The 24,094-nt window shown below is 61.3% G+C and carries 19 protein-coding genes; 9 read left to right on the top strand and 10 right to left on the bottom strand.

The window, feature by feature from the left end:
- Positions 1–37: 37 nt before the first annotated feature.
- The 6 genes from ACXADQ_RS13385 to ACXADQ_RS13360 form a co-directional block, all read right to left on the bottom strand.
- Positions 38–1,969, bottom strand: coding sequence for an acetyl/propionyl/methylcrotonyl-CoA carboxylase subunit alpha (locus ACXADQ_RS13385; protein WP_475321336.1), 1,932 nt, complete (start codon positions 1,967–1,969; stop codon positions 38–40).
- Between the two features lie 32 nt (positions 1,970–2,001).
- Positions 2,002–3,606: a carboxyl transferase domain-containing protein gene (locus ACXADQ_RS13380; protein WP_475321334.1), complete on the bottom strand. Its 1,605-nt coding sequence runs from the start codon at positions 3,604–3,606 to the stop codon at positions 2,002–2,004.
- 40 nt (positions 3,607–3,646) lie between these two features.
- Positions 3,647–5,215 (bottom strand): AMP-binding protein, encoded by a 1,569-nt coding sequence (locus tag ACXADQ_RS13375; protein ID WP_475321330.1) that lies wholly within the window; start codon positions 5,213–5,215, stop codon positions 3,647–3,649.
- 3 nt (positions 5,216–5,218) lie between these two features.
- Positions 5,219–6,382 carry an isovaleryl-CoA dehydrogenase gene (locus ACXADQ_RS13370; RefSeq protein WP_475321326.1) on the bottom strand — a complete coding sequence of 388 codons (1,164 nt, stop codon included), beginning with the start codon at positions 6,380–6,382 and terminating at the stop codon, positions 5,219–5,221.
- A 310-nt stretch (positions 6,383–6,692) separates the two neighbouring features.
- The gene (locus ACXADQ_RS13365) at positions 6,693–7,892 is read right to left on the bottom strand and encodes a DegT/DnrJ/EryC1/StrS family aminotransferase (protein WP_475321320.1); all 1,200 of its coding nucleotides are present in this window, start codon (positions 7,890–7,892) and stop codon (positions 6,693–6,695) included.
- The gene (locus ACXADQ_RS13360; protein WP_475321316.1) at positions 7,885–8,562 is read right to left on the bottom strand and encodes an HAD-IA family hydrolase; all 678 of its coding nucleotides are present in this window, start codon (positions 8,560–8,562) and stop codon (positions 7,885–7,887) included. The genes ACXADQ_RS13365 and ACXADQ_RS13360 overlap by 8 nt, the downstream gene beginning before the upstream one ends.
- A gap of 133 nt (positions 8,563–8,695) precedes the next feature.
- On the opposite strand from ACXADQ_RS13360, the gene glmU reads away from it, so the two are divergent.
- From glmU to ACXADQ_RS13340, 4 genes are read left to right on the top strand one after another with little or no spacing between them, the layout of a single operon-like run.
- Entirely contained in the window at positions 8,696–10,051 is a 1,356-nt protein-coding gene (gene glmU, locus ACXADQ_RS13355) for a bifunctional UDP-N-acetylglucosamine diphosphorylase/glucosamine-1-phosphate N-acetyltransferase GlmU (RefSeq protein ID WP_475321312.1), read from the top strand.
- A complete protein-coding gene (glmS, locus tag ACXADQ_RS13350) occupies positions 10,051–11,874 on the top strand; it encodes a glutamine--fructose-6-phosphate transaminase (isomerizing) (protein ID WP_475321309.1) in 1,824 nt (607 codons plus the stop codon). The genes glmU and glmS overlap by 1 nt, the downstream gene beginning before the upstream one ends.
- On the top strand, positions 11,874–12,431 hold the full coding sequence (locus tag ACXADQ_RS13345) for a pyridoxamine 5'-phosphate oxidase family protein (RefSeq protein ID WP_475321306.1): 558 nt from the start codon (positions 11,874–11,876) through the stop codon (positions 12,429–12,431). Before glmS ends, ACXADQ_RS13345 begins: the two co-directional genes overlap by 1 nt.
- A complete protein-coding gene (locus ACXADQ_RS13340) occupies positions 12,421–13,101 on the top strand; it encodes a DNA alkylation repair protein (RefSeq protein ID WP_475321303.1) in 681 nt (226 codons plus the stop codon). The genes ACXADQ_RS13345 and ACXADQ_RS13340 overlap by 11 nt, the downstream gene beginning before the upstream one ends.
- 1 nt (position 13,102) lies before the next feature.
- Here the strand turns inward: ACXADQ_RS13340 and ACXADQ_RS13335 are convergent, their stop codons facing one another.
- Entirely contained in the window at positions 13,103–13,510 is a 408-nt protein-coding gene (locus ACXADQ_RS13335; protein WP_475321300.1) for a hypothetical protein, read from the bottom strand.
- Positions 13,511–13,602: 92 nt separating this feature from the next.
- Here ACXADQ_RS13335 and moaA point away from each other — a divergent pair, with 92 nt between their 5' ends.
- The gene (moaA, locus tag ACXADQ_RS13330) at positions 13,603–14,610 is read left to right on the top strand and encodes a GTP 3',8-cyclase MoaA (RefSeq protein WP_475321298.1); all 1,008 of its coding nucleotides are present in this window, start codon (positions 13,603–13,605) and stop codon (positions 14,608–14,610) included.
- Positions 14,611–14,620: 10 nt separating this feature from the next.
- On the opposite strand, the gene ACXADQ_RS13325 is transcribed toward moaA, so the two are convergent.
- Entirely contained in the window at positions 14,621–15,784 is a 1,164-nt protein-coding gene (locus tag ACXADQ_RS13325; protein ID WP_475321296.1) for a M20 aminoacylase family protein, read from the bottom strand.
- 482 nt (positions 15,785–16,266) lie between these two features.
- On the opposite strand from ACXADQ_RS13325, the gene ACXADQ_RS13320 reads away from it, so the two are divergent.
- The 4 genes from ACXADQ_RS13320 (at position 16,267) to ACXADQ_RS13305 (ending at position 21,225) form a co-directional block, all read left to right on the top strand.
- Positions 16,267–17,967, top strand: coding sequence for a peptide ABC transporter substrate-binding protein (locus tag ACXADQ_RS13320; RefSeq protein ID WP_475321292.1), 1,701 nt, complete (start codon positions 16,267–16,269; stop codon positions 17,965–17,967).
- 59 nt (positions 17,968–18,026) lie between these two features.
- Positions 18,027–19,034, top strand: a complete 1,008-nt coding sequence (locus ACXADQ_RS13315) for an ABC transporter permease (RefSeq protein ID WP_475321288.1) — start codon at positions 18,027–18,029, stop codon at positions 19,032–19,034.
- Complete coding sequence (locus tag ACXADQ_RS13310) at positions 19,027–19,950, top strand: ABC transporter permease (protein ID WP_475321284.1); 924 nt, start codon at positions 19,027–19,029, stop codon at positions 19,948–19,950. The genes ACXADQ_RS13315 and ACXADQ_RS13310 overlap by 8 nt, the downstream gene beginning before the upstream one ends.
- A gap of 216 nt (positions 19,951–20,166) precedes the next feature.
- Positions 20,167–21,225, top strand: coding sequence for a YeeE/YedE family protein (locus ACXADQ_RS13305; RefSeq protein WP_475321281.1), 1,059 nt, complete (start codon positions 20,167–20,169; stop codon positions 21,223–21,225).
- Here ACXADQ_RS13305 and ACXADQ_RS13300 read toward each other — a convergent pair.
- The gene (locus ACXADQ_RS13300; RefSeq protein ID WP_475321279.1) at positions 21,161–22,441 is read right to left on the bottom strand and encodes a DUF3422 family protein; all 1,281 of its coding nucleotides are present in this window, start codon (positions 22,439–22,441) and stop codon (positions 21,161–21,163) included. The genes ACXADQ_RS13305 and ACXADQ_RS13300 overlap by 65 nt on opposite strands.
- A 168-nt stretch (positions 22,442–22,609) precedes the next feature.
- Positions 22,610–24,085, bottom strand: a complete 1,476-nt coding sequence (locus ACXADQ_RS13295; protein WP_475321277.1) for an NAD(P)(+) transhydrogenase (Re/Si-specific) subunit beta — start codon at positions 24,083–24,085, stop codon at positions 22,610–22,612.
- Between the last annotated feature and the right edge of the window lie 9 nt (positions 24,086–24,094).

The following is a 24,094-nucleotide window of genomic DNA, read 5'->3' as shown; positions in this document are numbered from 1 at the left end:
TTGCTCGTCCCCGTCCGAGCCGCGCTGCGGCGCCTCCTCAGTCTTCATCGGCCAACCGCACCAGCGCGGCCCCCGCTTCGACCTGCGCACCGGCATCGGCCAGCACCTCGGCCACAACGCCATCACGGGCTGCCAAAAGGGAATGTTCCATCTTCATTGCCTCCAGAATGGCCAGGCGGTCGCCCTCGGACACCTGCTGGCCTGGCTCTACGAACACGGCTTTGACCAGGCCGGGCATCGGAGCCTCGATCAGGTTGCCATCGCCCGCAGCGCTGCTGGCACGATCCAGCGGATCAATCGTGTGGAACACCTGCCCACCATCGCGGAACACGGTGATTTCATCGCCCAGATGCGTGAAGGCCAGCTTGCTGCCGTCAAAGCTCCAGCCATCATTATATAGCGCTTCGACCACCAGCCCGTCCACATCCACCAGCGCCGAGCCAGGCCGGCGCAGGCGCACACCAACGTGGCGTTCCTCGCCATTGTGTTCGATCACCACATCGCGCCACGAGCTGTTCCACAGCGTGAATCCGTCATCCCATTTCGGAGCCCCCGTCAGCCCCACAGCGGCCATCGCGGCCTGCGCCACGACCTGAGGGCTGGCCTGGGGCTGTGCCACCAAGCTGTCCAGATCCCGCGCGATCAGGCCGGTATCCACCTCACCAGCGGCAAAGCCCGCATGATCGCACAGCGCGCTTAGGAACGTCAGGTTGGTCACTGTGCCCGCAACCTGCGTTTCCTCCAGCGCCTGCGCCATCTGTTTCAGCGCCACCTCGCGGGTGGGGCCGTGGGTGATGATCTTGGCGATCATGGGATCATAAAACGGGCTGATCGTGTCGCCAGTGCGCACACCGCTATCGGCGCGACAGCCCTCGGGAAAGGAAAGATGGCCCAGCGTGCCGGTGGCCGGTAGGAAGCCCTTGGGCACGTCCTCGGCATACAGACGGCTTTCGAACGCATGGCCGGTGATGGTCAGCGCGTCTTGCTGTTTGGGCAGACCCTCGCCGCTGGCCACACGCAGTTGCCATTCGACCAGATCGACGCCGGTGATGGCCTCGGTCACGGGATGTTCCACCTGCAGACGGGTGTTCATCTCCATGAACCAGAACCCGTCAGGGCGCAGCCCGTTTGACCCGTCCACGATGAATTCGATCGTGCCCGCGCCTTTATATCCAATCGCTTCGGCGGCGCGTACGGCGGCATCGCCCATCGCAGCGCGCATTTCGGGGGTCATACCGGGGGCCGGAGCCTCTTCGATCACCTTTTGGTGGCGCCGTTGCAGCGAGCAATCGCGTTCAAACAGATGCACTGCCTGGGTGCCATCGCCAAACACCTGCACCTCGATATGGCGCGGCTGTTGGATGTATTTCTCGATCAGCACATCGGGATTGCCAAAGGCGGTCTGCGCCTCGCCCTGCGCGCTGGTCAGAGCGGCTGCAAATTCGTCGGGCGCTTCGACCAGACGCATCCCCTTGCCGCCCCCGCCCGCGACGGCCTTGATCAGGACCGGATAGCCGATCTGAGCGGCCTGCTGCGCCAGGAATTCCGCGTCCTGATTGGTGCCGTGATAGCCGGGAACGACCGGCACACCGGCCTCTTCCATCAACACCTTGGCGGCGTCTTTCAGGCCCATTTTGCGGATCGCGTCGGCCGAAGGCCCAATGAAGGTCAGCCCGGCGTTCTGGACCGCCTCGACGAAATCGGGGTTTTCGGACAGGAAACCATAGCCGGGATGAATGCCCTGCGCGCCGGTGGCCTGTGCGACCTTGATGATGGCCTCGCCCAACAGATAGCTTTCAGCCGGGGCCGAGCCACCGATATGGATGGCCTCATCCGCCATGGCCACATGTTTGGCCCGCGCATCCGCATCCGAGTACACGGCCACGGTCTTCACCCCCATCCGGCGGGCGGTTTCCATGACGCGACAGGCGATTTCACCGCGATTGGCGATCAGAATTTTATCGAACATCTTGTCAGTCCTTTTCGCTCGGGTCTGGCCGATTACATCCGGAACACGCCGAACTGCGTGTCCTCGATTGGGGCGTTCAGGCTGGCGCTGAGCGACAGGGCCAGGACGTCTCGGGTTTTGCGCGGATCAACGATTCCGTCATCCCACAGCCGGGCCGAGGCATAGAGCGGGTGGCTTTGTTCCTCGAACATATCGATGGTGGGTTGTTTGAAAGCGGCCTCTTCCTCGGGCGACCAGGTGCCGCCCTGGCGTTCAATGCCGTCGCGTTTCACCGTGGCCAGAACCCCGGCGGCCTGTTCACCGCCCATCACACTGATGCGGCTGTTGGGCCAGGTCCACAAGAAACGCGGGCTATAGGCGCGCCCCGCCATGCCATAGTTCCCCGCCCCGAACGAGCCCCCGACCAGCATGGTAATCTTGGGCACTTTGGTGGTGGCCACAGCCGTGACCATCTTGGCGCCGTGCCGGGCGATCCCTTCGTTTTCATATTTGCGCCCCACCATGAAGCCGGTGATGTTTTGCAGGAAAACCAGCGGGATCTTGCGCTGGCTGCACAATTCAACGAAATGCGCGCCCTTTTGTGCGGCCTCGGAAAACAGCACGCCATTGTTGGCGACGATCCCGACGGGGCAGCCTTTGATATGGGCAAAGCCCGTCACCAGAGTTTCCCCGAACCGGGGTTTGAACTCGTCAAACCGGCTGCCATCCACGGTGCGCGCGATCACCTCGCGGATGTCATAGGGGGTGCGCAGATCAGAGGGCACAACGCCCAGGATTTCCTCGGGGTCATACAGGGGCTCTTCCGAGGTTTGCCACTGCACGCCCCCCGGTTTGGCGCGGTTCAGATGGCTGACCGCGCGCCGGGCCAGCGCGATGGCGTGGGCGTCATCCTCGGCCAGATAGTCAGCCACGCCGGACAGGCGAGTATGCACGTCGCCACCGCCCAGATCTTCGGCGCTGACGACCTCACCCGTGGCGGCCTTGACCAGCGGCGGACCCGCCAGAAAGATCGTGCCCTGTTCTTTCACGATAATGGTGACGTCGGACATGGCCGGGACATAGGCGCCCCCGGCCGTACACGACCCCATCACCACGGCGATCTGCGGGATGCCCTTGGCGGACATATTGGCCTGATTAAAGAAGATACGGCCGAAGTGATCCCGATCAGGGAAGACCTCGTCCTGATTGGGCAGGTTCGCGCCGCCACTGTCGACCATATAGATACAAGGCAAGTGGTTCTGTTCGGCGATTTCCTGAGCGCGCAGGTGTTTTTTCACCGTCATCGGATAGTAAGACCCGCCCTTCACCGTCGCGTCGTTGCACACGATCATGCAATCCTGCCCATGCACGCGCCCGATCCCGGCCACAACTCCTGCGCTTGGGGCGGCATTGTCGTACATGTTATGGGCGGCGGTGGCTCCGACCTCGAGAAACGGTGAGTCCGGGTCCAGAAGCGTGCGGATACGGCGGCGTGGCAGCATCTTGCCCCGGGCCTCGTGGCGCTGACGCGAACGTTCCCCGCCCCCGATACGCGCGGCCTCGGCGGCCTCGCGGATGACCTCCAGCGCCTCCAGATGGTTGCGCTGGTTGGTCTGGAAGGTCTCGGAAGACGGAATGGCGGATGAGCTGAGTTTCATAGGACCTCCGGTTCAGTTTCTGGCTGGTGCGAGCGGCGGATCATGCGCATTCCTCGGCAGCTAGGCGTTTCAGTTCCTTGCGGATCACCTTGCCGGTCACTGTCATGGGCAGCGCGTCGGTAAAGGTGATCTCGCGCGGGTAGGAGTGTTTGGCGACGTGGCTTTTGGCGAAGTCCTGAAGCTCTTGTGCCAGGGCATACGATGGCGCGTGGTCCGGTTTCAGCACCACATAGGCCTTGACCATTTCGGTGCGCAGCGGATCGGGCTTGCCGACCACCCCAACAGTTGCGACAGCGGGATGTTTCAGCAGGCAGTCCTCGATTTCCGAGGGGCCAATGCGATAGCCCGCGCTGGTGATCACGTCGTCTTCGCGGCCCAAGAAGCGCAGGAAATCCCCCTGCCATTGGCCGCGATCCCCGGTCAGCATCCAGTCACCATGGAATTTCGCGGCCGTAGCCTCGGGGCGGTTCCAATAGCCCAGCATCATGCTGGCGGCGCCTTTGCGGATGGCGATATCGCCCTCGCCCAGTGTGGGCTGACCGTCCCTATCCAGAACCGCGATATCAAAGCCTGGTGCTGGCTTGCCCAAGCTTCCCGGAGCCACGTCAAACAGCGCGCCGCAGGACGAGGCAACCATGTTGCATTCGGTTTGACCGTAAAATTCGTTGATCGTCACGCCAAGCGCCTGCCGCCCCCAGGCCAGCATCTCGGCGCCCAAAGGCTCGCCCCCCGAGGCGACAGTGCGCAGGCCGGAAATCGTGGCGTCCTGCGCCTTCAGCATCCGCAGCGCCGTGGGCGGGAAAAACACGTTGCGCACGCCGGTGGTTGCGATGATGCGCTGGCATTCGGCCACGGTAAATTTGTCCATCCGGGCCGCCACGACGGGCACGCCCAGGGCAAGGCCAGGCATCAGCACATCAAACAGCCCGCCGATCCAGGCCCAATCCGCCGGGGTCCACAGGCAATCGCCTTCTTGCCCAAGGAAATCGTGACTGACCTCGACCCCCGGCAGGTGGCCCATCAGCACGCGATGACCATGCAACGCCCCTTTGGGCGCGCCGGTGGTGCCGCTGGTATAGATCAGGACGGCCGGGTCCTCGGGGCCGGTATCTGTGGGATCAAAAAAGGTGTCCGAAAGGGCCAGATCCTCGGGGATCACTTGCCCGTGCCCCTCGATGGCCAACCAGTCGCGCAGGCCATCCGTGCCCTCGGGGTCCGCGACGACCCAGGCCACGCCCGCGTCCTGCAACCGGGTCAGCAGCCCATCCGTGCCAAACAGTTTGAACAGCGGGATCGAGACCGCGCCCAGCTTCCAGCAGGCGATATGCGCGGCGGCCGTCCACGGCGATTGCGAGCGCAAGACACCCACACGATCGCCCCGCCGCACGCCGCGCGCGGTCAGATCCGCGGCCAGCGTATCGGCCATACGACGCAGCGCAGCATAGCTGACATCCACGCGCCTATCGCCGGTCAAGTCGATGATCGCCACGCGATCCGGCGCACGCGCTGCCCAGTCGTCACAGACCTGCCGCGCCATGTTCAGCCGTGCGGGGATGTCCCAACGGAACCCCCGCATCAGCGCCGCATAGCTCTCCTCCCGCCGCAGCATGGCTTAGCTCATGGCCGCCATCATTTCGCGACCCACCAGCATCCGGCGGATTTCCGAGGTGCCAGCCCCGATCTCCATCAGCTTGGCATCGCGGAAAATGCGGCCCACAGGGTTGTCGGACAGATAGCCCGCCCCACCAAAGGCCTGTACCGCCTGGTGCGCCACGGCCATCGCCTCCTCGGAGGCATAAAGGCAACAGGCCGCTGCGTCCTGGCGGGTGACCTCGCCGCGATCACAGGCCTTGGCGACCTCATAGACATAGGCCCGGGCCGAGTTCATTTTCGTGTACATATCGGCCAGTTTGCCCTGCATCAGCTGGAAATTCCCGATGGGCTGACCGAATTGCTTGCGCTCGACCATATAGGGCATGACCTCGTCCAGACAGGCGGCCATGATGCCGGTGCCGATCCCGGCCAAAACCACGCGTTCGTAGTCCAGGCCCGACATCAGGACGCGTACGCCTTTGCCCTCTTCACCCAACACGTTTTCAAAGGGCACTTCACAGTCTTCAAAGATCAGCTCGGCGGTGTTCGAGCCCCGCATCCCCAGCTTGTCGAAATGTTTGGAGGTGCTGAACCCCTTCATGGATTTTTCAACGATGAAGGCGGTGATGCCTTTGCTGCCGGCCTCGGGGTCGGTCTTGGCATAAACCACCAGAGTGTCGGCATCCGGACCGTTAGTGATCCAGTATTTGTTACCGTTCAGCACGTAATACCCGTTGCGCTTCTCAGCCTTGAGCTTCATCGACACGACATCTGACCCGGCCGAGGGTTCGGACATGGCCAGCGCCCCTACATGCTCGCCCGAGATCAGGCCGGGCAGGTATTTCTTCTTTTGCTCTTCCGAGCCGTTCAGCTTGATCTGGTTGACGCATAGGTTGGAATGCGCGCCGTAAGACAACGATATGCTGGCCGAGGCCCGAGCGATTTCTTCGACCGCGATCACATGCGCCAGATAGGACATGCCCGCTCCGCCGTATTCTTCGGGTGTGGTGATGCCTAGCAGGCCCAGCTCACCCATTTCACGCCACAATTCGTTGGGGAACTCATTGTCCAGGTCCACCTGTGCGGCCATCGGCTTTACGCGCTCTTGCGCCCAACGGTGCACCATCTCGCGCAAGGCGTTGACATCTTCCCCCAGATCATAGGCCATCACTGCATTGAACACGGACCATCCCTCCGATCGCTTTATTGAACAATTGTTCATTAATAGGCACGCGCAGCGAGTTGCGTCAATCGAAATCGATCAGCACTGCAAAAGTAAGGGATCTATCATCCAATGGAGCGCGCTATCGCGCGCCCTCGATATCTCGGCATCGGCCTTTGGCCTCTGCCTCGGGGGTTGGCGGACAAGCCGCCAACAGCACGCCTTGCGACCTTCGACCTATCGAAACGCACAGATTGTGACGCACCGCTGAGACACCCACCCACCCGAGGCCGCAGGCCGAGACGACCTGCGCGCGCGCAGCGCGCTCCGCTTAGTCGTTCTGCCAGACTGCGCTGATCTCTGCCCGAATGATCCGTGCAATCTGTGCGCAGTCCTGCAAAGAGAACGTCAACGGCAGACGCATATCCAATAGCCCGCGCAAGATCCGGTCGGTGACGGGCATCGGCGTGGCATCTGCATAGTTCCAGCTGTCATATCTGCTGGTAAACCCGCTTGGTTCAGCCCCCCCGAACCATTTCAGCTCGACACCGCGATCCGCGCAGCGCCGCAGCGCCGACTGAACGGCCTCTTCGCTCCAATCCAGCAACAGGAACTGGATCGACGAGCCCACAAAGCTCTCTTCCGCTGGTCGCTCAACAATCGTCAGGCCAGGCGTGTGGCGCAGCCCTTGCTCGACAACCGCGTAGCGTTCGTTCCAGCGCGCACATAGCAGGGACAGATCGCGCAGCTGAGGCCGCAGGATCGCAGCGCGCAGGTTGTCCATGCGCCCCGAGATATTGGGGGTCTCGTATTTGATCTGCTCGAAGATCGCGGTATCGGGGCCCGCCAGATGACGATCATAAAGCATATAGCTGCCCGACAGCATCACCATCCGCGCCATCACCTGCGCGTCATTGGTGATCAACAGACCGCCTTCGCCGGAATTCACGTGCTTGTAGGTCTGTGTGGAATAGCAACCGATCAGGCCATCGGTGCCCGACAGGCGCCCCCTCCAACGCGCGCCCATGGTGTGGGCGCAATCCTCGATCACGGTGACACCTGCATCCTGGCACAGCTGCATCAAGCGATCCATGTCACATAGGTGGCCCCGCATGTGGCTGAGCATCAGAACCTGCGCCTGATCCAGCTTGGCCGCAAGGTCGTCCAGATCGATCACCAGCCCATCGGTGACCCCGACAAACACTGGCTGCGCCCCAACACTGGCGATCGCACCGGGGACGGGCGCAAGCGTAAATGCATTAGTCAAGACACGATCCCCTGGCTGCACCCCCACGGCCCGCAACGCAGTGGCCAGCGCATACCCGCCCGAGGCCACCGCCAAGGCATACTCCGACCCCATGGCGGCCGCGAATTCCTGCTCCAGCAACGCGACCTCTCCGGCCTCGTCCCCAACCGTGTTGTAGCGATGCAACCGCCCCGAGCGCATGACCCGCAATGCGGCCTCGATCCCCTCTTCGGGAATGGGCTCTTGCTGGGTGAACGTCCCGGTAAAAACCTCTGGCTCAGCCATGTGTCGCCCCCAGCAGATCGCGAACCAAATCGGGCAGATGGTCATAGTGATCCAACAGGGCCTCGGGCTGCAGGTCCGCCACTTTGCGCCCGTCCGGCCCAAAAGTGACCAACACGCAGGGCACGCCCAACGCCGCCGCCGTTTTGCGATCCGTCACCGTATCGCCAATCAGGACCGAGCGCATAGGATCCCCACCTGCCAGGATCGCCGCCTGCCGGAGCGGTTCTGGATCTGGCTTGCGCACCGGCAACGTGTCTGCCCCAATCATCGAACCAAAAGCATCGCGAATACCCAAACGCTGCAATAGTGTCTGCGCCAGCCCCTCGGGCTTGTTGGTGCAAATGCCAACCTTGTAGCCATCGGATTTCAGCGCCTCGACCGCCTCCATCGCGCCGGGATACAGGCGGGTGTGGCGATCAATGTCGGCAGCATACGCCTCCAGCAAGACCGGATACCATTTCTCGATCTCGCCGGTGATGTCGTGGTGCTGCAGCCGCTCCAACCCCAGGGTCAGCATCGCCCGTCCCCCGTGAAAGGCCGTGCTGGCATCCGCAACGGGCGAGAGCATGTCCCCCACCCCCATCTGCTGAAAACACGCATTCGCCGCTGCGATCAGATCGCCACTGGTATCCGCCAGGGTTCCGTCCAAATCAAAGATCACAGTTCTCATACAAAATACCCCGGTCAGCGTGTTTTCGCCCGCAATTGTCACATGCCGCAATCACAAGTGAAGCCGTGCGCCCTTGCGCCCTGTTCCCAAGCGGATAAAACGAGCAAAAGGCAAAAACAACAAGAGATATGGCATGAGCACGGCACTGATCATCCTCGCCGCCGGGATGGGGACCCGCATGAACTCGGACCTGCCCAAGGTCCTGCACCAGATCGCAGGGGCGCCGATGGTGGTGCACGCAATGCATTCGGGCGCCTCATTGGAACCGGAACGCACCGTGATCGTCACCGGACATGGCAGCGATCTGGTCGAGGCCGCCGTGCGCGCCCACGCGCCTGAGGCCCGGTTTGCCCTTCAGGCCGAACAATTGGGCACCGCCCACGCGGTCGCACAAGCGCGCGAGGCCCTGGACGGGTTCGAAGGCGATGCGATCGTGCTCTATGGTGACACGCCCTTCATCCGCCCCGAAACGCTGGAGGCCATGGTCGCGGCGCGCGCGGATCATGACGTGGTCATCCTGGGTTTTAACGCTGCGGACCCGGGCCGCTATGGCCGCTTGGTGATGGACGGAGACTTGCTGCAAAAGATCGTCGAGTTCAAGGACGCATCAGATGAAGAGCGTGCCATAACCCTCTGTAATTCTGGCGTTGTCTGTGCCAACGCGTCCGATCTGTTCACCCTGATCGACGCGGTTGGAAATGACAATGCTGCGGGCGAATACTATCTGACTGATATCGTGGAACTGGCCCGCGCCAAGGGCCTGTCTGCCACCGCTGTTGTCTGCGACGAAGCCGAAACGCTGGGCATCAATTCGCGCATCGAACTGGCCGGAGCCGAGGCCGAATTCCAGGCCCGCGCCCGCGCGCAGCTGATGGAAGACGGCGTCACGCTCAGCGCACCGGACACGGTCCATCTGGCCTTTGACACTGTCATCGGGCGCGACACGATCATCGAACAAAACGTAGTTTTTGGCCCCGGTGTCACCGTCGAAAGCAACGCCCGCATTCGCGCGTTCTCGCATCTCGAAGGGTGCCATGTCAGCCAACGCGCTATTGTCGGCCCCTATGCCCGCCTGCGCCCAGGCGCCGAGTTGGCCGAAGACACCCATGTCGGCAATTTCGTCGAGATCAAGAATGCGGTGCTGGAGGAAGGCGCCAAAGCCAACCACTTGACCTATATCGGGGACGCCCGCGTCGGCGCCGCCACAAATATCGGTGCGGGCACAATCACCTGCAACTATGATGGCGTCATGAAGCATCACACCGACATCGGCGCGAACGCCTTCATCGGGTCAAACACAATGTTGGTGGCCCCGGTCAAAGTTGGGGATCGCGCGATGACAGCCAGCGGCTCGGTCATCACCAGCGACGTCCCGTCCGAGGCACTGGCCCTGGCGCGCGCCAAGCAGGCCAACAAACCGGGCCTGGCGGTAAAATTGTTCGATATGTTAAAGAAACAAAAAGAAAAGCGCAGCAAAGGGGCAGAATAATGTGCGGTATTGTTGGGGTACTAGGAGACCACGAGGCCGCGCCTCTGCTGGTCGAAGCCTTGAAAAGGCTAGAATATCGCGGTTATGACAGCGCCGGGATCGCCACCATCAACGATGGTCATCTGGACCGCCGCCGCGCCGTTGGCAAGCTGGTGAATCTCAGCGATCTGCTGGTGCATGACCCCCTGCCTGGCAAGTCCGGCATCGGCCACACCCGCTGGGCCACGCATGGCGCGCCCTCGGTGACCAATGCCCACCCCCACCGCGCCGGCCCGGTCGCCGTTGTTCACAACGGGATCATCGAGAATTTCCGCGAACTGCGCGAAGAACTGGCCGCCAAGGGGCTGGAATTCGTCACCGAAACCGACACCGAGACCATCGCCTTGCTGGTTCAATCCTATATAGCCGAGGGGCACGCCCCTGTTGAAGCCGCACGCCTGACTTTGGGCCGATTGAACGGTGCCTTTGCGCTGGCCTTCCTGTTTGAGGGCCAAGAAGACCTTCTGGTCGCTGCGCGCAAAGGCAGCCCGCTGGCCATCGGTCATGGCGACGGCGAGATGTTCGTGGGCTCGGATGCCATCGCTCTGGCCCCACTGACGGATCGGATCACCTATCTGGAAGAGGGCGACTGGGCGGTTATCACCCGGAATTCATTGGAAATTCGCGACGCGAACAACGAGCTGGCCAATCGGGACATGCGCAAGATCGAGGTCGACAGCGCGCGCGTTGATAAGGGTGGCCATAAGCACTTCATGGCCAAAGAGATCGCCGAGCAGCCCAGTGTGATTGGCGAGGCGATTCAGCACTATCTGGACACTAGCGGCGACTCGGTTTCGTTGCCCGATGATACGCTGGATTTCACCCAGATTGACCGGTTGACCATGGTCGCCTGTGGCACCGCGTTCTACGCCTGTCTGACCGCAAAATACTGGTTCGAGCAGCTGGCGCAGATCCCTGTCGAGGTCGATATCGCCAGCGAATTCCGCTATCGCGAGCCCCCGATTGCCCCGCGCACCGTCGCCCTGTTCGTCAGCCAATCGGGCGAAACCGCCGACACTCTGGCCGCCCTGCGGTTCTGCCATGAAAAGGCGGACAAGATCGTCTCGGTGGTGAATGTGCCCGAAAGTTCGATCGCGCGCGAAAGCGATCTGGCCCTGCCCATTCTGGCCGGGACCGAGATCGGCGTGGCCTCGACCAAGGCGTTTACCTGTCAGCTGACCGTGTTGTTGATGCTGGCCCTGAAAGCCGCAGAGCAGCGCGGGACCATCAGCGCTGAGCGCCTGTCGGATCTGTTGTCTCAACTGCGGGCTTTGCCCAATACGTTGAACCATGCGCTGGACACCAACGCCGCCACCAAGACCATCGCGCGGCAGTTGGCCGAGGCGACGGATGTACTGTTCCTGGGTCGCGGGCTGATGTATCCCCTGGCGCTTGAAGGCGCATTAAAGCTCAAAGAAATCAGCTATATACACGCCGAAGCTTATGCATCAGGCGAACTAAAACACGGCCCCATTGCGCTGATCGACAAAACCCTGCCCGTGGTCGTCATGGCCCCGCGGGACGAGCTGTTCGAGAAGACCGTTTCGAACATGCAAGAGGTGCTGGCGCGTGGTGGCAAAGTGCTGTTGATCACCGATCAGCAAGGCGCGGACGAGGCCAATGGCGACACTTGGAACACTCTGGTGATGCCGAATGTCGATCCGGTTCTGGCCCCCATTCTTTATGCTGTACCGGCGCAATTGTTGGCGTATCATACCGCCGTAGCCAAGGGCACAGACGTGGATCAGCCGCGCAATCTGGCAAAATCGGTGACGGTGGAGTAATGGCCAAACAATTCAACAGCATCGAGCCCCCCCACCGCGCATTCATCGAAGCGCAGCACATGTTTTTCGTCGGCACGGCAGCGGCTGAGGGGCGGGTGAATATCTCTCCCAAGGGCATGGACAGCCTGCGCGTGCTGGATGAAAACCGCATCGTCTGGCGCAACATGACCGGCAGCGGCAACGAAACGGCGGGTCATCTGAAACAGATCAACCGGATTACCTTGATGTGGTGCGGGTTTGAAAAACGCCCGATGATCCTGCGCGCCTATGGCAGCGCACGCACCTTGCATCCGAGAGATGCGGACTTTGCCGACCTGAACGCTCTGTTCGCCGACGAACCCGGTGCGCGCCAGATTTACGATGTGTCGGTCGAGATGGTGCAGACGTCCTGTGGCTATGCCGTGCCGTTTTTTGATTATGCGGGCGAGCGGGACACGCTGAAAAAATGGGCCTTGGATCGTGGTGATGACGGCGTCAGCGACTACTGGGCCGAAAAAAACCAGCAGACGATTGATGGGCTACCGACGGACGTGCTTGGGGCCGACAATGACGCTTGACGACGCAATGGCGCAACTGCGCGCCCTGATCGAGCCCGGCCGGGCCGAGGGGATGCGCAAATATCACAAGCAAACCCGCGAGATTCTGGGCGTTTCCAACCCCTCGATGAATGATCTGACAAAGGGCTGGCGGCAGACCCTGACCGTACCTGAACGCGTTGATCTGGCACGAGAGCTGTGGCGCACAGACATTTTCGAGGCCCGCATCTGTGCTGCAAAGGTGCTGACGCAGGCGCGGATCAAAGATGACGAACAAGTCTGGGTGCTGATCCAGACCTGGGTGGACGATTTCGACAGCTGGGCGATTGCCGATCACGCCTGTATGGCCGGGCAAAAACGTTTGTTGGCCAATCCGACGCGTGTCAGTGATGTCGAGGAATGGACCCATTCAACCCATATGTGGACCCGCCGCGCGGCCTTGGTGGTGACCCTGCCCTGGACCAAGCAGAACAACCCAAAACACACGGATCTGGAAATCCGCGATCAGGTGCTGGGCTGGTGCGCGCGCTATGCGGATGACAACGAATGGTTCATCCAGAAGGCTATCGCCTGGTGGCTGCGCGATCTGTCCAAACACGACCCGGACCGCGTTGTGAAATTCCTGGATCGCTATGGCGAACAGCTGAAACCGTTCGCCCGCAAAGAAGCCTCGAAATACCTGTCAGCCTAGGTCACTCGGCATAGACCATGACCTCGGGCAAGCCGGCGACCGGGGCATCCAGCAGCTGCATCGCGGACAGCGACAAACGGCTGCCCGCAGTGGGTTCGCCGGGGATCGGGATCAGATCAACCTTGATGGTACGGCCGGATTTTTCATAGGTCACGCGCCCCTTGCCCGCGGTCGCGGCCAGCGGGGTTTCGATCCAGAACCCCGGCTTATTGGGATCGCCAAGCGACGCGATAGTGCGGCCTAAGAAGCCCTCTTCGACGGGGGCCACCTCGGTTTCCTCGACCGGATCAGGCGCGGGCAAGGCAGCAACGGGTTCGGGCTGCGGCGTTGGGCGGCCAATGTTCAACCGCTCCAGTGGCGCGCAGGCGGACAGACCAAGGGCAAGAACAAGCGGGGCAACAAGCGACATGTGTTTCATAGCCCGACGCTACGACCATTTCCTGAGGCGATCAACGCCTTCGACCCTTGCCGTGGCAAGGATCCGCCCCTAGGTTCACCGGCATGACTGCTCCTTTGATTGACCCCTTTCAGCGCGCGATCAGCTATCTGCGCGTGTCCGTGACAGACCGCTGCGATTTTCGCTGCCAATACTGCATGGCCGAAAACATGACCTTTCTGCCCAAGAAAGAGCTGCTGACGCTGGAAGAGCTGGATCGCGTGAGCTCGACCTTTATCCGCATGGGCGTGGAAAAGCTGCGGATCACAGGGGGCGAGCCCTTGGTGCGGCGCGGAATCATGACCTTTTTCAACGCCATGTCCCGCCATCTGGACAGCGGCGCATTGAAAGAACTGACGCTGACAACCAACGGATCACAGCTGGCCCGGTTCGCCGATGATCTGTTCGCAGCGGGCGTGCGGCGGGTGAATATCTCGCTGGATACGCTGGACGAGACGAAATTTGCCGACATCACCCGCTGGGGCCGTCTGCCCCAGGTGTTGACCGGCATTGATGCGGCCCAACGCGCCGGAATGCGGGTGAAAATCAACGCCGTGGCGCTGAAGGGTTTCAACGAGGACGAACTGTTCCGCATGGTCGAATGGTGCCATGAACGTGACATGGATCTGACCTTTATCGAGGTCATGCCCATGGGCGATATCGGCAATGAAAACCGGCTGGATCAGTATTGGCCGCTCAAGGATCTGCGCGCCACGCTGGGCGAACAGTATTCGCTGATCGACCTGGCCGAACGCACCGGGGGCCCGGCGCGCTATGTCCGTTTGGAAGAGACAGGCCAAAAAATCGGTTTCATCACCCCGCTGACCCATAATTTCTGCGAAAGCTGCAACCGGGTGCGCCTGACCTGCACCGGCGAGCTGTACATGTGCTTGGGCCAGGAAGACATGGCCGATCTGCGCCCTGCCCTACGCGATCACACCGACAGCGACCAGCCCCTGGAAGAGGCCATTCGCGCCGCCATCGGGCTGAAACCCAAGGGCCATGATTTTGATTATTCGCGCCAGGAAGTGGCCGGACAAATGTCCCGCCACATGAGCCACACAGGAGGTTAACGGGGGCTGATCAGGCCGCCGGCATCCGTTGCTCCACGATCTCGGCCCACCAGCTGCAGCCGATCGGGATGGCCTCGTCGTTGAAGTTATATTCGGGGTGATGCACCATCGCGGTGTCCCCGTTGCCGACCAGAATATAGGCGCCGGGGCGTTCTTCGAGCATAAAGGCGAAGTCCTCGCCGCCCATGACCAGCGGCGCCTCGGCGCAGTCACCGGACACGATGCGGGCCACCTTGGCGGCAAATTCGGTTTGTTCGTCCGAGTTCACCATCACCGGGTAGTTGCGGATATAATTCACCTCGACGGTGCCGCCATAAGTCGCGGCAACCCCCTGACAGATCTCGGAAATCCGCTTCTCGGCCAGATCGCGCATGGCCGGGCTAAGCGTGCGCACGGTGCCCAGCATTTCCACCTTTTGGGGGATCACGTTGAAGGTTTCCGAACTGGTCCGGAACGAGGTCACCGACACCACCAACTGATCCACCGGGTCGGCATTGCGCGAGGCAATCGTCTGCAGCGCCTGCACAGCCGAGGCCGCCATCACCGTTGTATCAATCGCGTCCTGCGGCTTGGCGGCGTGGCCGCCCTTGCCTTCGAACATCACCTCGAACACATCGGTGGCTGCGAAAAATGGACCCGGACGGATGGCGAATTTGCCCAGGGGCTGACCGGGCCAGTTGTGCATGCCGTAAACCTCTTGGATGCCCCAGCGGTCCATCAGCCCATCATCGCACATGACTTTGCCACCGCCACCGCCCTCTTCTGCGGGTTGGAAGATAACGATGACCGTACCGTCGAAATTCCGGGTCTCAGACAGGTATTTCGCGGCCCCCAGCAGCATCGCTGTATGCCCGTCATGGCCACATGCATGCATCGCGCCGGGGGTCTTGCTGGCATAGTCCAGCCCCGTCTGTTCATCGATGGGCAGCGCATCCATGTCCGCGCGCAGACCGATCACCTTGCCGCTGTCATGCTGCTTGCCTTTGATCACCCCAACCACCCCGGTGCGGCCGATGCCTTCGATCACGTCGTCACACCCAAATTCGCGCAGTTTATCGGCGACAATCCCGGCCGTACGGATCGTATCAAACATGATTTCGGGGTGTTCATGCAGATCTCGGCGCCAGGTGGTGATCTCGTCATGCAGCTCGGCAAAGCGGTTCTTAACAGGCATGGTTTGGTCCTCTATTTCGCGCGGGGCTGTCTGTGGCCCGAATGTCCTGTGAAATGATAGCGGTACAACCGCTGAGGTCCAGCCACCCCAGGTCGTAATCACGTTGGCCCGAGGCCATGCGGCAGGTATTCGCCGCCAACCTGCCTTTTTGAAGGCCATTTCCCAAGCCTGGATTTCAGCCCTTGGGCCCTAGACAATACTCTGGGCTGCGCACCACATTCTGGGTTTCAAAGGCCCCAAGAGCGCGCGCAGATCCGCAATCCCGGGGCGCCACCTCGATCCAAATCGCCCGCGACAAGGTGCTATTTGACATGGCCCTGACTGCTCGAATTCACCGATTTTCAGACCGATACCTCGTATGCGAAAGAAAAATCATGGAAACATAGGGGCTTATTGGTGCATCCTTGCCTTAGATCGTGCACAGAATCACCTGTGGGCAAAGCGACAACACAGCACGCCAACCGTGCAACCTGGAGAGCGATATGAACCTGAGGGCCATTCTTCTGAGCGTCACAGCCCTGGCCGGGCTTGCTCCCGCAGCCATAGCCGAGCGCGGTTCAGACGGGCACGTAAATCTCATGTACTGGCAGGCCCCTTCGATCCTGAACCCGTATCTGTCTGCTGCGGTGAAAGATGTCGAACCCGCCTCTTTGGTGCTCGAACCTCTGGGGCGCTTCGATCAGGATGGTGGGCTGGTTCCCTATCTGGCCCAGGAAATACCAACGGTTGAAAACGGCGGCGTCTCAGCGGATCTGCGTTCGATCACCTGGAAGCTGAAGCCCGACCTGACCTGGTCAGACGGGACAGCCGTGACCTCGGCCGATGTGAAGTTCACCGCCGAGTATTGCATGCATCCCGCCGGTGGCTGCGCTCAGCTGGCCCGGTTCGAAGGTGTCAGCATGATCGAAACCATTGATGATCTGACACTGAAGGTCACGTTTTCCGGGCCCAAGCCCAACCCCTATCTGCCCTTCATGGGGGGACAGTCGCCAATTCTGCAAAAGGCTCAGTTTCAGGACTGCCTGGGCGACAAGGCGCTGCAATGCACCGATCAGAATTTCGGCCCCATCGGCACCGGTCCGTTCGTGGTGGATGGGTTTCGCGTCAATGACGTGATCTCGATGTCGGCGAACCCCTATTACCGCGACCCGGCCAAGCCTGCCTTTGCGACGCTGACGTTGAAAGGCGGCGGAGACGCAACCCAAGCGGGGCGCGCAGTGCTGCAAACGGGCGAATTTGACTATGCCTGGAACCTGCAATTGTCGCCCGATGTCCTGAAAAACATGGAAAAAGACGGCAAAGGTAAGGTTGTCGCGGCCTTCGGCCCGGCGGTTGAGCGGTTAGAGATGAACCTGACCAACTCCAGTGACCAATTGCCCGAGGGCGAACGCTCGACCGCGCAGTATCCCCACCCGATCCTGTCAGATATCCGGGTGCGCAAGGCGCTGTCGAAGGCCATCAACCGCAATCTGCTGGTCGAGATCGGCTATGGCCCGACCGGACGCGCCACCTGTAATCTGGTGCCTGCGCCAGCACTGTATGCCTCGGACAACACCGAGTGCCTGGAACAGGATGTCGAGGGGGCCAGGGCCCTGTTGGATGCGGCGGGCTGGATCGTAGGCCCGAATGGAGTGCGCGAGAAAGACGGTCGTCCGCTGCGCTTGCTGTATCAGACCTCGACCAATGCCGTGCGCCAAGAGGTCCAGGACCTTGTCAAACACTGGTGGAACGATATCGGTGTTCAGACCGAGCTGCGCAACGTTCCCGGTTCGGTGTTTTTCAGCTCGGACCCTGGCTCGCCCGACACCTATCTGAAGTTCTATGCCGATGTGCAAATGTACGCCAACCTGTTTCACGGCACCGATCCCGAGGCCTATCTGGCCGAACATACCTGCGAAAAGGCCCCGCGCCCGGAAACGCAATGGGTTGGCGCGAATATCAACCGCTTCTGTGACCCCGAATATGACGCTCTGATCGCCGAGCTTGGCCAAACGGGCGAGCGCTCCAAGCGCGGAGAGATTGGCAAAAAGCTGAACGATATGCTGACCAAGGACAGCTATGTCGTGGTGCCCCTGGTCCATCGAGGACGGGTCTCGGGTCATGCGAATTCGTTGGGTGGCGTCATTATGAACAGTTGGGATTCCGAACTATGGAACATCGCCGATTGGTATCGCATCCAGTGACGATTGCGCGCGTTCCAATGGAACGACGCCCCACGACCCGCACCGGCAAAGACGACTAGATGCTCGCGTTCACGATACGGCGACTGCTGCTGGCGGTGCCAACATTGTTGTTTATCAGCCTGGTAATATTCCTGTTGCTGGACCTGGCCCCCGGAGACCCGATGGCGCAGGTGCCCCTAAGCGTGCCCCCCGAGGTCAAAGAACGTATGCGCGAGGCCTTGGGCCTGGGGCAGCCGGCGCATGCGCAATTCCTGAAGTGGCTGACCCAGTTTTTCTGGATTGAACCCCAAGTGTGGCTGGATCACTGGTTTGGCACCACCTTTGCCGAGGGCAAGCAGCGCATTCTCAGTTGGCAAAGCCACGCCCCCGTCATGGAGGTCGTGGCGCAGCGTCTGCCTCAGACCCTGTGGGTGGTGGGGCTGTCCTATGTCGTGGGCATCCTGATTGCGCTGCCCATCGGGATTTACGCGGCCTATCGTCAGTATTCTGTATTCGATCAGGCGGGCACATTCGTGACCATGCTGGGCCTGTCCGTGCCGCCGTTTTTCTCGGGGCCGTTGCTGATCATGCTGTTTGCGGTGCAACTGGGCTGGTTTCCATCGGTCTATGACACCACGCATACCGTCACGGATTGGGGCAGTTTCCTGGTACAGCTGCGCCAAATGATTATGCCGGTGATGGTGCTGTCGCTGCAGACCACAGCGCAGATAAGCCGCTATCTGCGGGGCTCGGTGCTGGACAATCTGCGGCAGGACTACGTGCGCACCGCCCGTGCCAAAGGCGCGCCGGAAATCCGCGTGGTCCTGGTTCACGTGCTGCGCAACTCGATGCTTCCGGTGATCAGCGCCATTGCGATGGGGGCGCCCAGTGTTTTCGGAGGCGCCATCATCACCGAGGCGGTCTTCAAGGTGAACGGGATCGGAGATCAGCTGTTGAACGCCCTGCTGGCCAACGATTTCCCCACGGTACAGACGCTGACCTTTCTGATTGCGGTATTGGTCGTGCTGCTCAACATCCTGGCCGATCTGATTTATGGCGTACTGGACCCCAGGATTCGCTATGACTGATTTCGCCAGATCACCGCGCCGCGACATCTGGCGCCAATTCAAACGCCACAAAGGAGCGATGATCGGCGGGGGTCTCTTGGCCTTTCTGACGCTGGGCGTGTTGCTGGGGCCCGTGCTGTGGTCACTGGATCCTCAGGCTCTGGATATCCGAAACAAGGATCTGCGCCCCGTCTATACCGCGCTTTGGAACAGCGCGGCCAAGATCCAATGGGCGCACCCGCTGGGCACCGACAATCTGGGTCGGGATACCCTGGCCAAGATGATTGCCGGAGGGCGCAGCTCGATCGCCGTGGGATGGGTCGCGATGGTCTTGTCCATGGGGGTCGGAACCACAGTGGGCCTGCTGGCCGGGTATGTGCGGCGATTGGATGGGATTCTGATGCGCTTCACCGACCTGATGCTCTCGTTGCCTGTCATTCCCCTGCTCTTGGTGGCCGTCACCTTATTTCGCGCGCCCCTGCGCAGCACCTTTGGCCCCGAGACCGGCATGTTCCTGTTGATCGTCGGCGTCGTGGGGTTGACCAGTTGGATGCAGACCGCGCGGATCGTCCGGGCCGAAGTGCTGACCCTGAAACAGCGCGAGTTCATCCTGGCCGCGCAATCCCTTGGTGCCACGCCCGGCGCGATCATATGGCGCCATCTGTTGCCGAATGTGATCTCTCCGATTGTGGTGTCCGCCACGCTGGGGCTGGCCACCGCGATCATCACTGAAAGCGCGCTGTCCTTTCTGGGGCTTGGCTTTCCGCCCGACCATCCCACCTGGGGCAAAATGCTGGCCGACGCTGTCCCCCGTATGGATTTGTACCCCGAGCGCGTCGTGCTGCCGGGCTTGGCCATTTCCCTCATTGTTCTAAGCGTGAATTACCTCGGCGACGGTCTGCGGGACGCCCTGGACCCGCGCATTCAACGCAAATAGCGCCAGATCGCGAAAAAGGATCAAAATGCAGGGCCAAGCCTGCGACATGGGCTGATGTCTTCCTGTTCCATTCACAAAACAAGATTCGTTTTGAGTATCGGGCGTTCTCAGAACTTTATCCCTCACCCAAAGGGCTTACCCCTTATTATTAAGCTTGATCTGTCAGCAATTTCGCTCCAAATGGGAAATTATTCCAAACCCCGATGAGAGCAGATCATGTTTGAAACCTTCGGCTTTGAAACCCTTACCGCGCCGCAGGCCGCCGTTTACGTCGCTCTGGCCATTGGCCTGGCGTTCGGTGCGCTGGCTCAGATCACCAAATTCTGCTTTCGTCGCGCCATCGTAGGACAGGATCGCAAGCAAGCTGCCGGCGTCTGGCTAAGCGCGTTGGCAGTGGCCGTGCTCGGCACGCAAATCGCTGTCGCTTCCGGGCTGATCTCGTTTTCCGAACATCGTTTTCTGGCCGATGAGCTGCCGGTTCTGGCCATTGTCGTTGGCGGGCTGTTGTTTGGGGTTGGCATGGTTTTGACCCGCGGATGTGCCTCGCGGCTGGCGGTTCTGACCGGAACCGGAAACCTGCGCGCGGCCCTTGTACTGGTCGTTTTCGCGGTCGTGGCCCACGCGACGATGAAGGGCACATTGGCGCCGCTGCGCATCGCCCTTAGCGACGTCACCGTGACGCTGTCCCCTTCCCTTCCTGGCAATGCTCTGATCTGGAGCGCCCTGATCGCTGCATTGGCGCTGGTGGCCGCCCTGCGCTCGGGCAATCGGGTCGGGACTTTGATCGCCGCCGCGGCGATTGGCGCATTGGTGCCGCTGGCCTGGGTGGGCACCGGATACGTGCTGTATGACGATTTCGATCCGATCACCATGGAGGCGCTGAGTTTTACCGCCCCAGCCGCCGACACGCTGTTCTGGTCGATCGCCAGCACATCGATTTCTGCCAATTTCGGCGTAGGCCTGTTCACAGGCGTCCTGGTTGGCGCTCTGATCACCGCCTTGGTGCGCGGGCAGTTCCAATGGCAGAGCTTTGAGACCCCGCGCCAAACAGGCCGCTATCTGACCGGCGCTGCGTTGATGGGCGTGGGCGGCGTGCTGGCCGGAGGCTGCACCTTGGGCGCAGGCCTGTCGGGCGTGCCGACCCTGTCGATCGCGGCGATCCTGGCCATCTTCAGCATCGCTCTGGGGGGCTGGGTGGCAGGGCGTGTGCTTAGTGCATCTTCCGCTGAATCCGCCGCAGCATCCACCACACCGCCCCTACAACCGGCAGAGTAAGCGCTGCCGTCAGCTCGCCTTTGCTGATCCCCAATGCCCCCGTCAGCGGGTAGGCCGCGTAGGACGCCAACGAGACCGCGTAATAGCTGATGGCAACGACGCTCAGCCCCTCGACCGTCTTTTGCAGACGCAGTTGCAGGTCGGCCCGCCGGTCCATGCTTTCCAGCAGCTTCTGGTTCTGCGCCGAGCGTTCGACATCTACCCGGGTCCGTAACAATTCGCCCGCGCGGATCGCCCGATCTGCCATGGCGGCCAGGCGGGACTGCGTGGATTTCACCGTCCGCATGGCCGGGTCATAGCGGCGCATCATGAATTCGTTGAAGGTCTGGCGCCCCTGATAGCGTTGCTCGCGTAGGACCTGTATCCGGTCATGCACAATGGCCTCGTAGGCCGCCGTAGCACCAAACCGAAACGAATTGCGCGCGACCATGCGTTCGAGCTCGGCCGACGCCATCAGCAACCCGGTCAAGGTATCCTCTGGGGCGCTGTCATCCGTGGTCATCTGGTCCATCAGCCCGGTCAACTTGCTGTCCAGCTCGGTCATCCGCCCCGAGATCTCCTTGGCCCGCGCAAAGCCCAGCATCGACAGGCTTTTGTAGGTCTCGATTTCACACAGGCGCTGCACCACGCGACCAATACGGCGGGCTCCGGCCTCGGGCGCGGCGAACACGGCAAAGCGCAGATGCCCCGAGGCGTCGATCCGGAAATCCCCTGCAACAATGGCCGTGTCATCCAGCACCCGTGTTGCGGCCAGGCTTTCGGGCACAAACCATTCATGCAGGCTTGGCATCGGGTCCTGGTCGGCCTGCCAGGGTTCGACGCGCAGCAAGGCCGAGGTCACCCGAACACCCGGAGCCTTGGCCAGCCAATCGGCTGGAAAGACCTCGAAATCGGTGGGATCAAAAGGGCGGCTGCTTAGCGTATCGGTAAATGTGGTGTAGGTCACGAATTCCGTATGCTGTTCCCATTTCAACATATGCCGGCCAATCTGGCCGAAATAATGCGTGGCCCCAGGCTGAGGGTGCGGCGCGCCGTAGCGATCCAGCAAGTCATGCAGATGCGCAAGGTCCAGCGAACGATCCCGGCTGGCCGCATCTTCGGGCCGCTTGATCGCCAAATAGGCCGCGGTACTGGACGCCTCGAGCGAGGGAAAAGGGCGCGCATGCAGCTCGTTCGCAAGGCTATAGCGTAAATCGTGGTCAGGAATGGAATGCACTGGGGTCTCCTTTCGCGTCACCTTACGCATCACCACGAAAAAGTAAATAAGTCTTTTGTTTCATGGGGTTAAGTGAATACCGCCGCATACAGAACCTTCAGCCGGGTCCTTGAAGCACAAGAAAGGGCGCCCAAAGGCGCCCTTCCCGATCACTTAGCGATGTTCCGATCAGCTGATTTTGGTCAGCAGCTCGTCCAGCGACTTTTTCGCGTCGCCATAGAACATGCGGGTGTTTTCCTTATAGAACAGCGGGTTCTCGATGCCCGAGTAGCCCGTACCCTGACCACGCTTGGACACGAAGACCTGTTTTGCCTTCCAGCATTCCAGAACCGGCATACCGGCGATGGGGCTGTTGGGGTCTTCTTGTGCGGCGGGGTTCACGATGTCGTTCGAGCCGATCACGATGACAACATCCGTTTCCGGGAAGTCGTCGTTGATCTCGTCCATCTCCATCACGATGTCATACGGCACCTTGGCTTCGGCCAGCAGCACGTTCATGTGGCCAGGCAGACGGCCTGCAACGGGGTGAATTGCGAAACGCACCTCTTTGCCTTTGCCGCGCAGACGCTTGGTCAGTTCCGACACGGACTGCTGCGCCTGAGCCACGGCCATCCCGTAGCCGGGGATGATGATGATGCTGTCGGCCTCTTCCAGCGCGGTGGCAACACCGTCGCTGTCGATCGCGACTTGCTCGCCCTCGACTTCCATCGCGGGACCAGCCGTGCCGCCAAAGCCGCCCAGGATCACGCTGACGAACGAACGGTTCATCGCCTTACACATGATGTAGGACAGGATCGCACCGGACGAACCCACCAGCGCGCCAACCACGATCAGCAGGTCGTTGCCCAGGCTGAAGCCGATGGCGGCCGCGGCCCAGCCCGAATACGAGTTCAGCATCGAGACAACCACAGGCATGTCCGCGCCACCGATCCCCATGATCAGGTGATAGCCGATGAACAGCGCCATCACGGTCAGGATCGCCAGCGGCAGGAAGCTGGCCGAGCTGAAGTACCAGATCAGGCAGACCAGCGAGATCACAGCTGCAGCCGCGTTCAGGATGTGGCCACCGGGCAGCTTTTGCGCGGCCGAGGTCACTTTGCCAGCCAGCTTGCCATAGGCAATCACCGAGCCGGTAAAGGTCACAGCACCGATCCAGATGCCCAGCGCCAGCTCGACCTTCAGGATGTTCAGCTCGACCGAGGATTTATGCGCGATCAGCTCGGCGAAGGACCCAAGGTGCTGGTCGTGGAACCAGGTCTGCACGCCTTCGGCGTTCAGGGAGCCCGGCGCGGTGGCCAGAACTGCGGCCACGTTGGACATCTCGAAATGGGCGTTAAAGCCTACAAAGACAGCCGCCAGACCCACCAGCGAGTGCATGGCTGCAACCAGCTGGGGCATTTCGGTCATCTGCACGCGTTGGGCAACATAGTACCCGATGGTGCCGCCCGCTGCGATCAGGACGATCGACAGCAGCCACAGGCCCGAACCGGGGCCGATCAGGGTTGCGGCAACGGCCAGAGCCATGCCGACGATGCCGTACCAGACAGCGCGTTTGGCGCTTTCCTGGCCCGAGAGGCCACCCAGCGACAGGATGAAGAGAACAGCGGCAACAACATATGCCGCAGTGGTAAATCCGAATTCCATGTGTCCCTA

This window comes from Thalassovita sp. ABM4_323, assembly GCF_056158665.1.
This window is presented reverse-complemented; position numbering and strand designations above follow the sequence as displayed.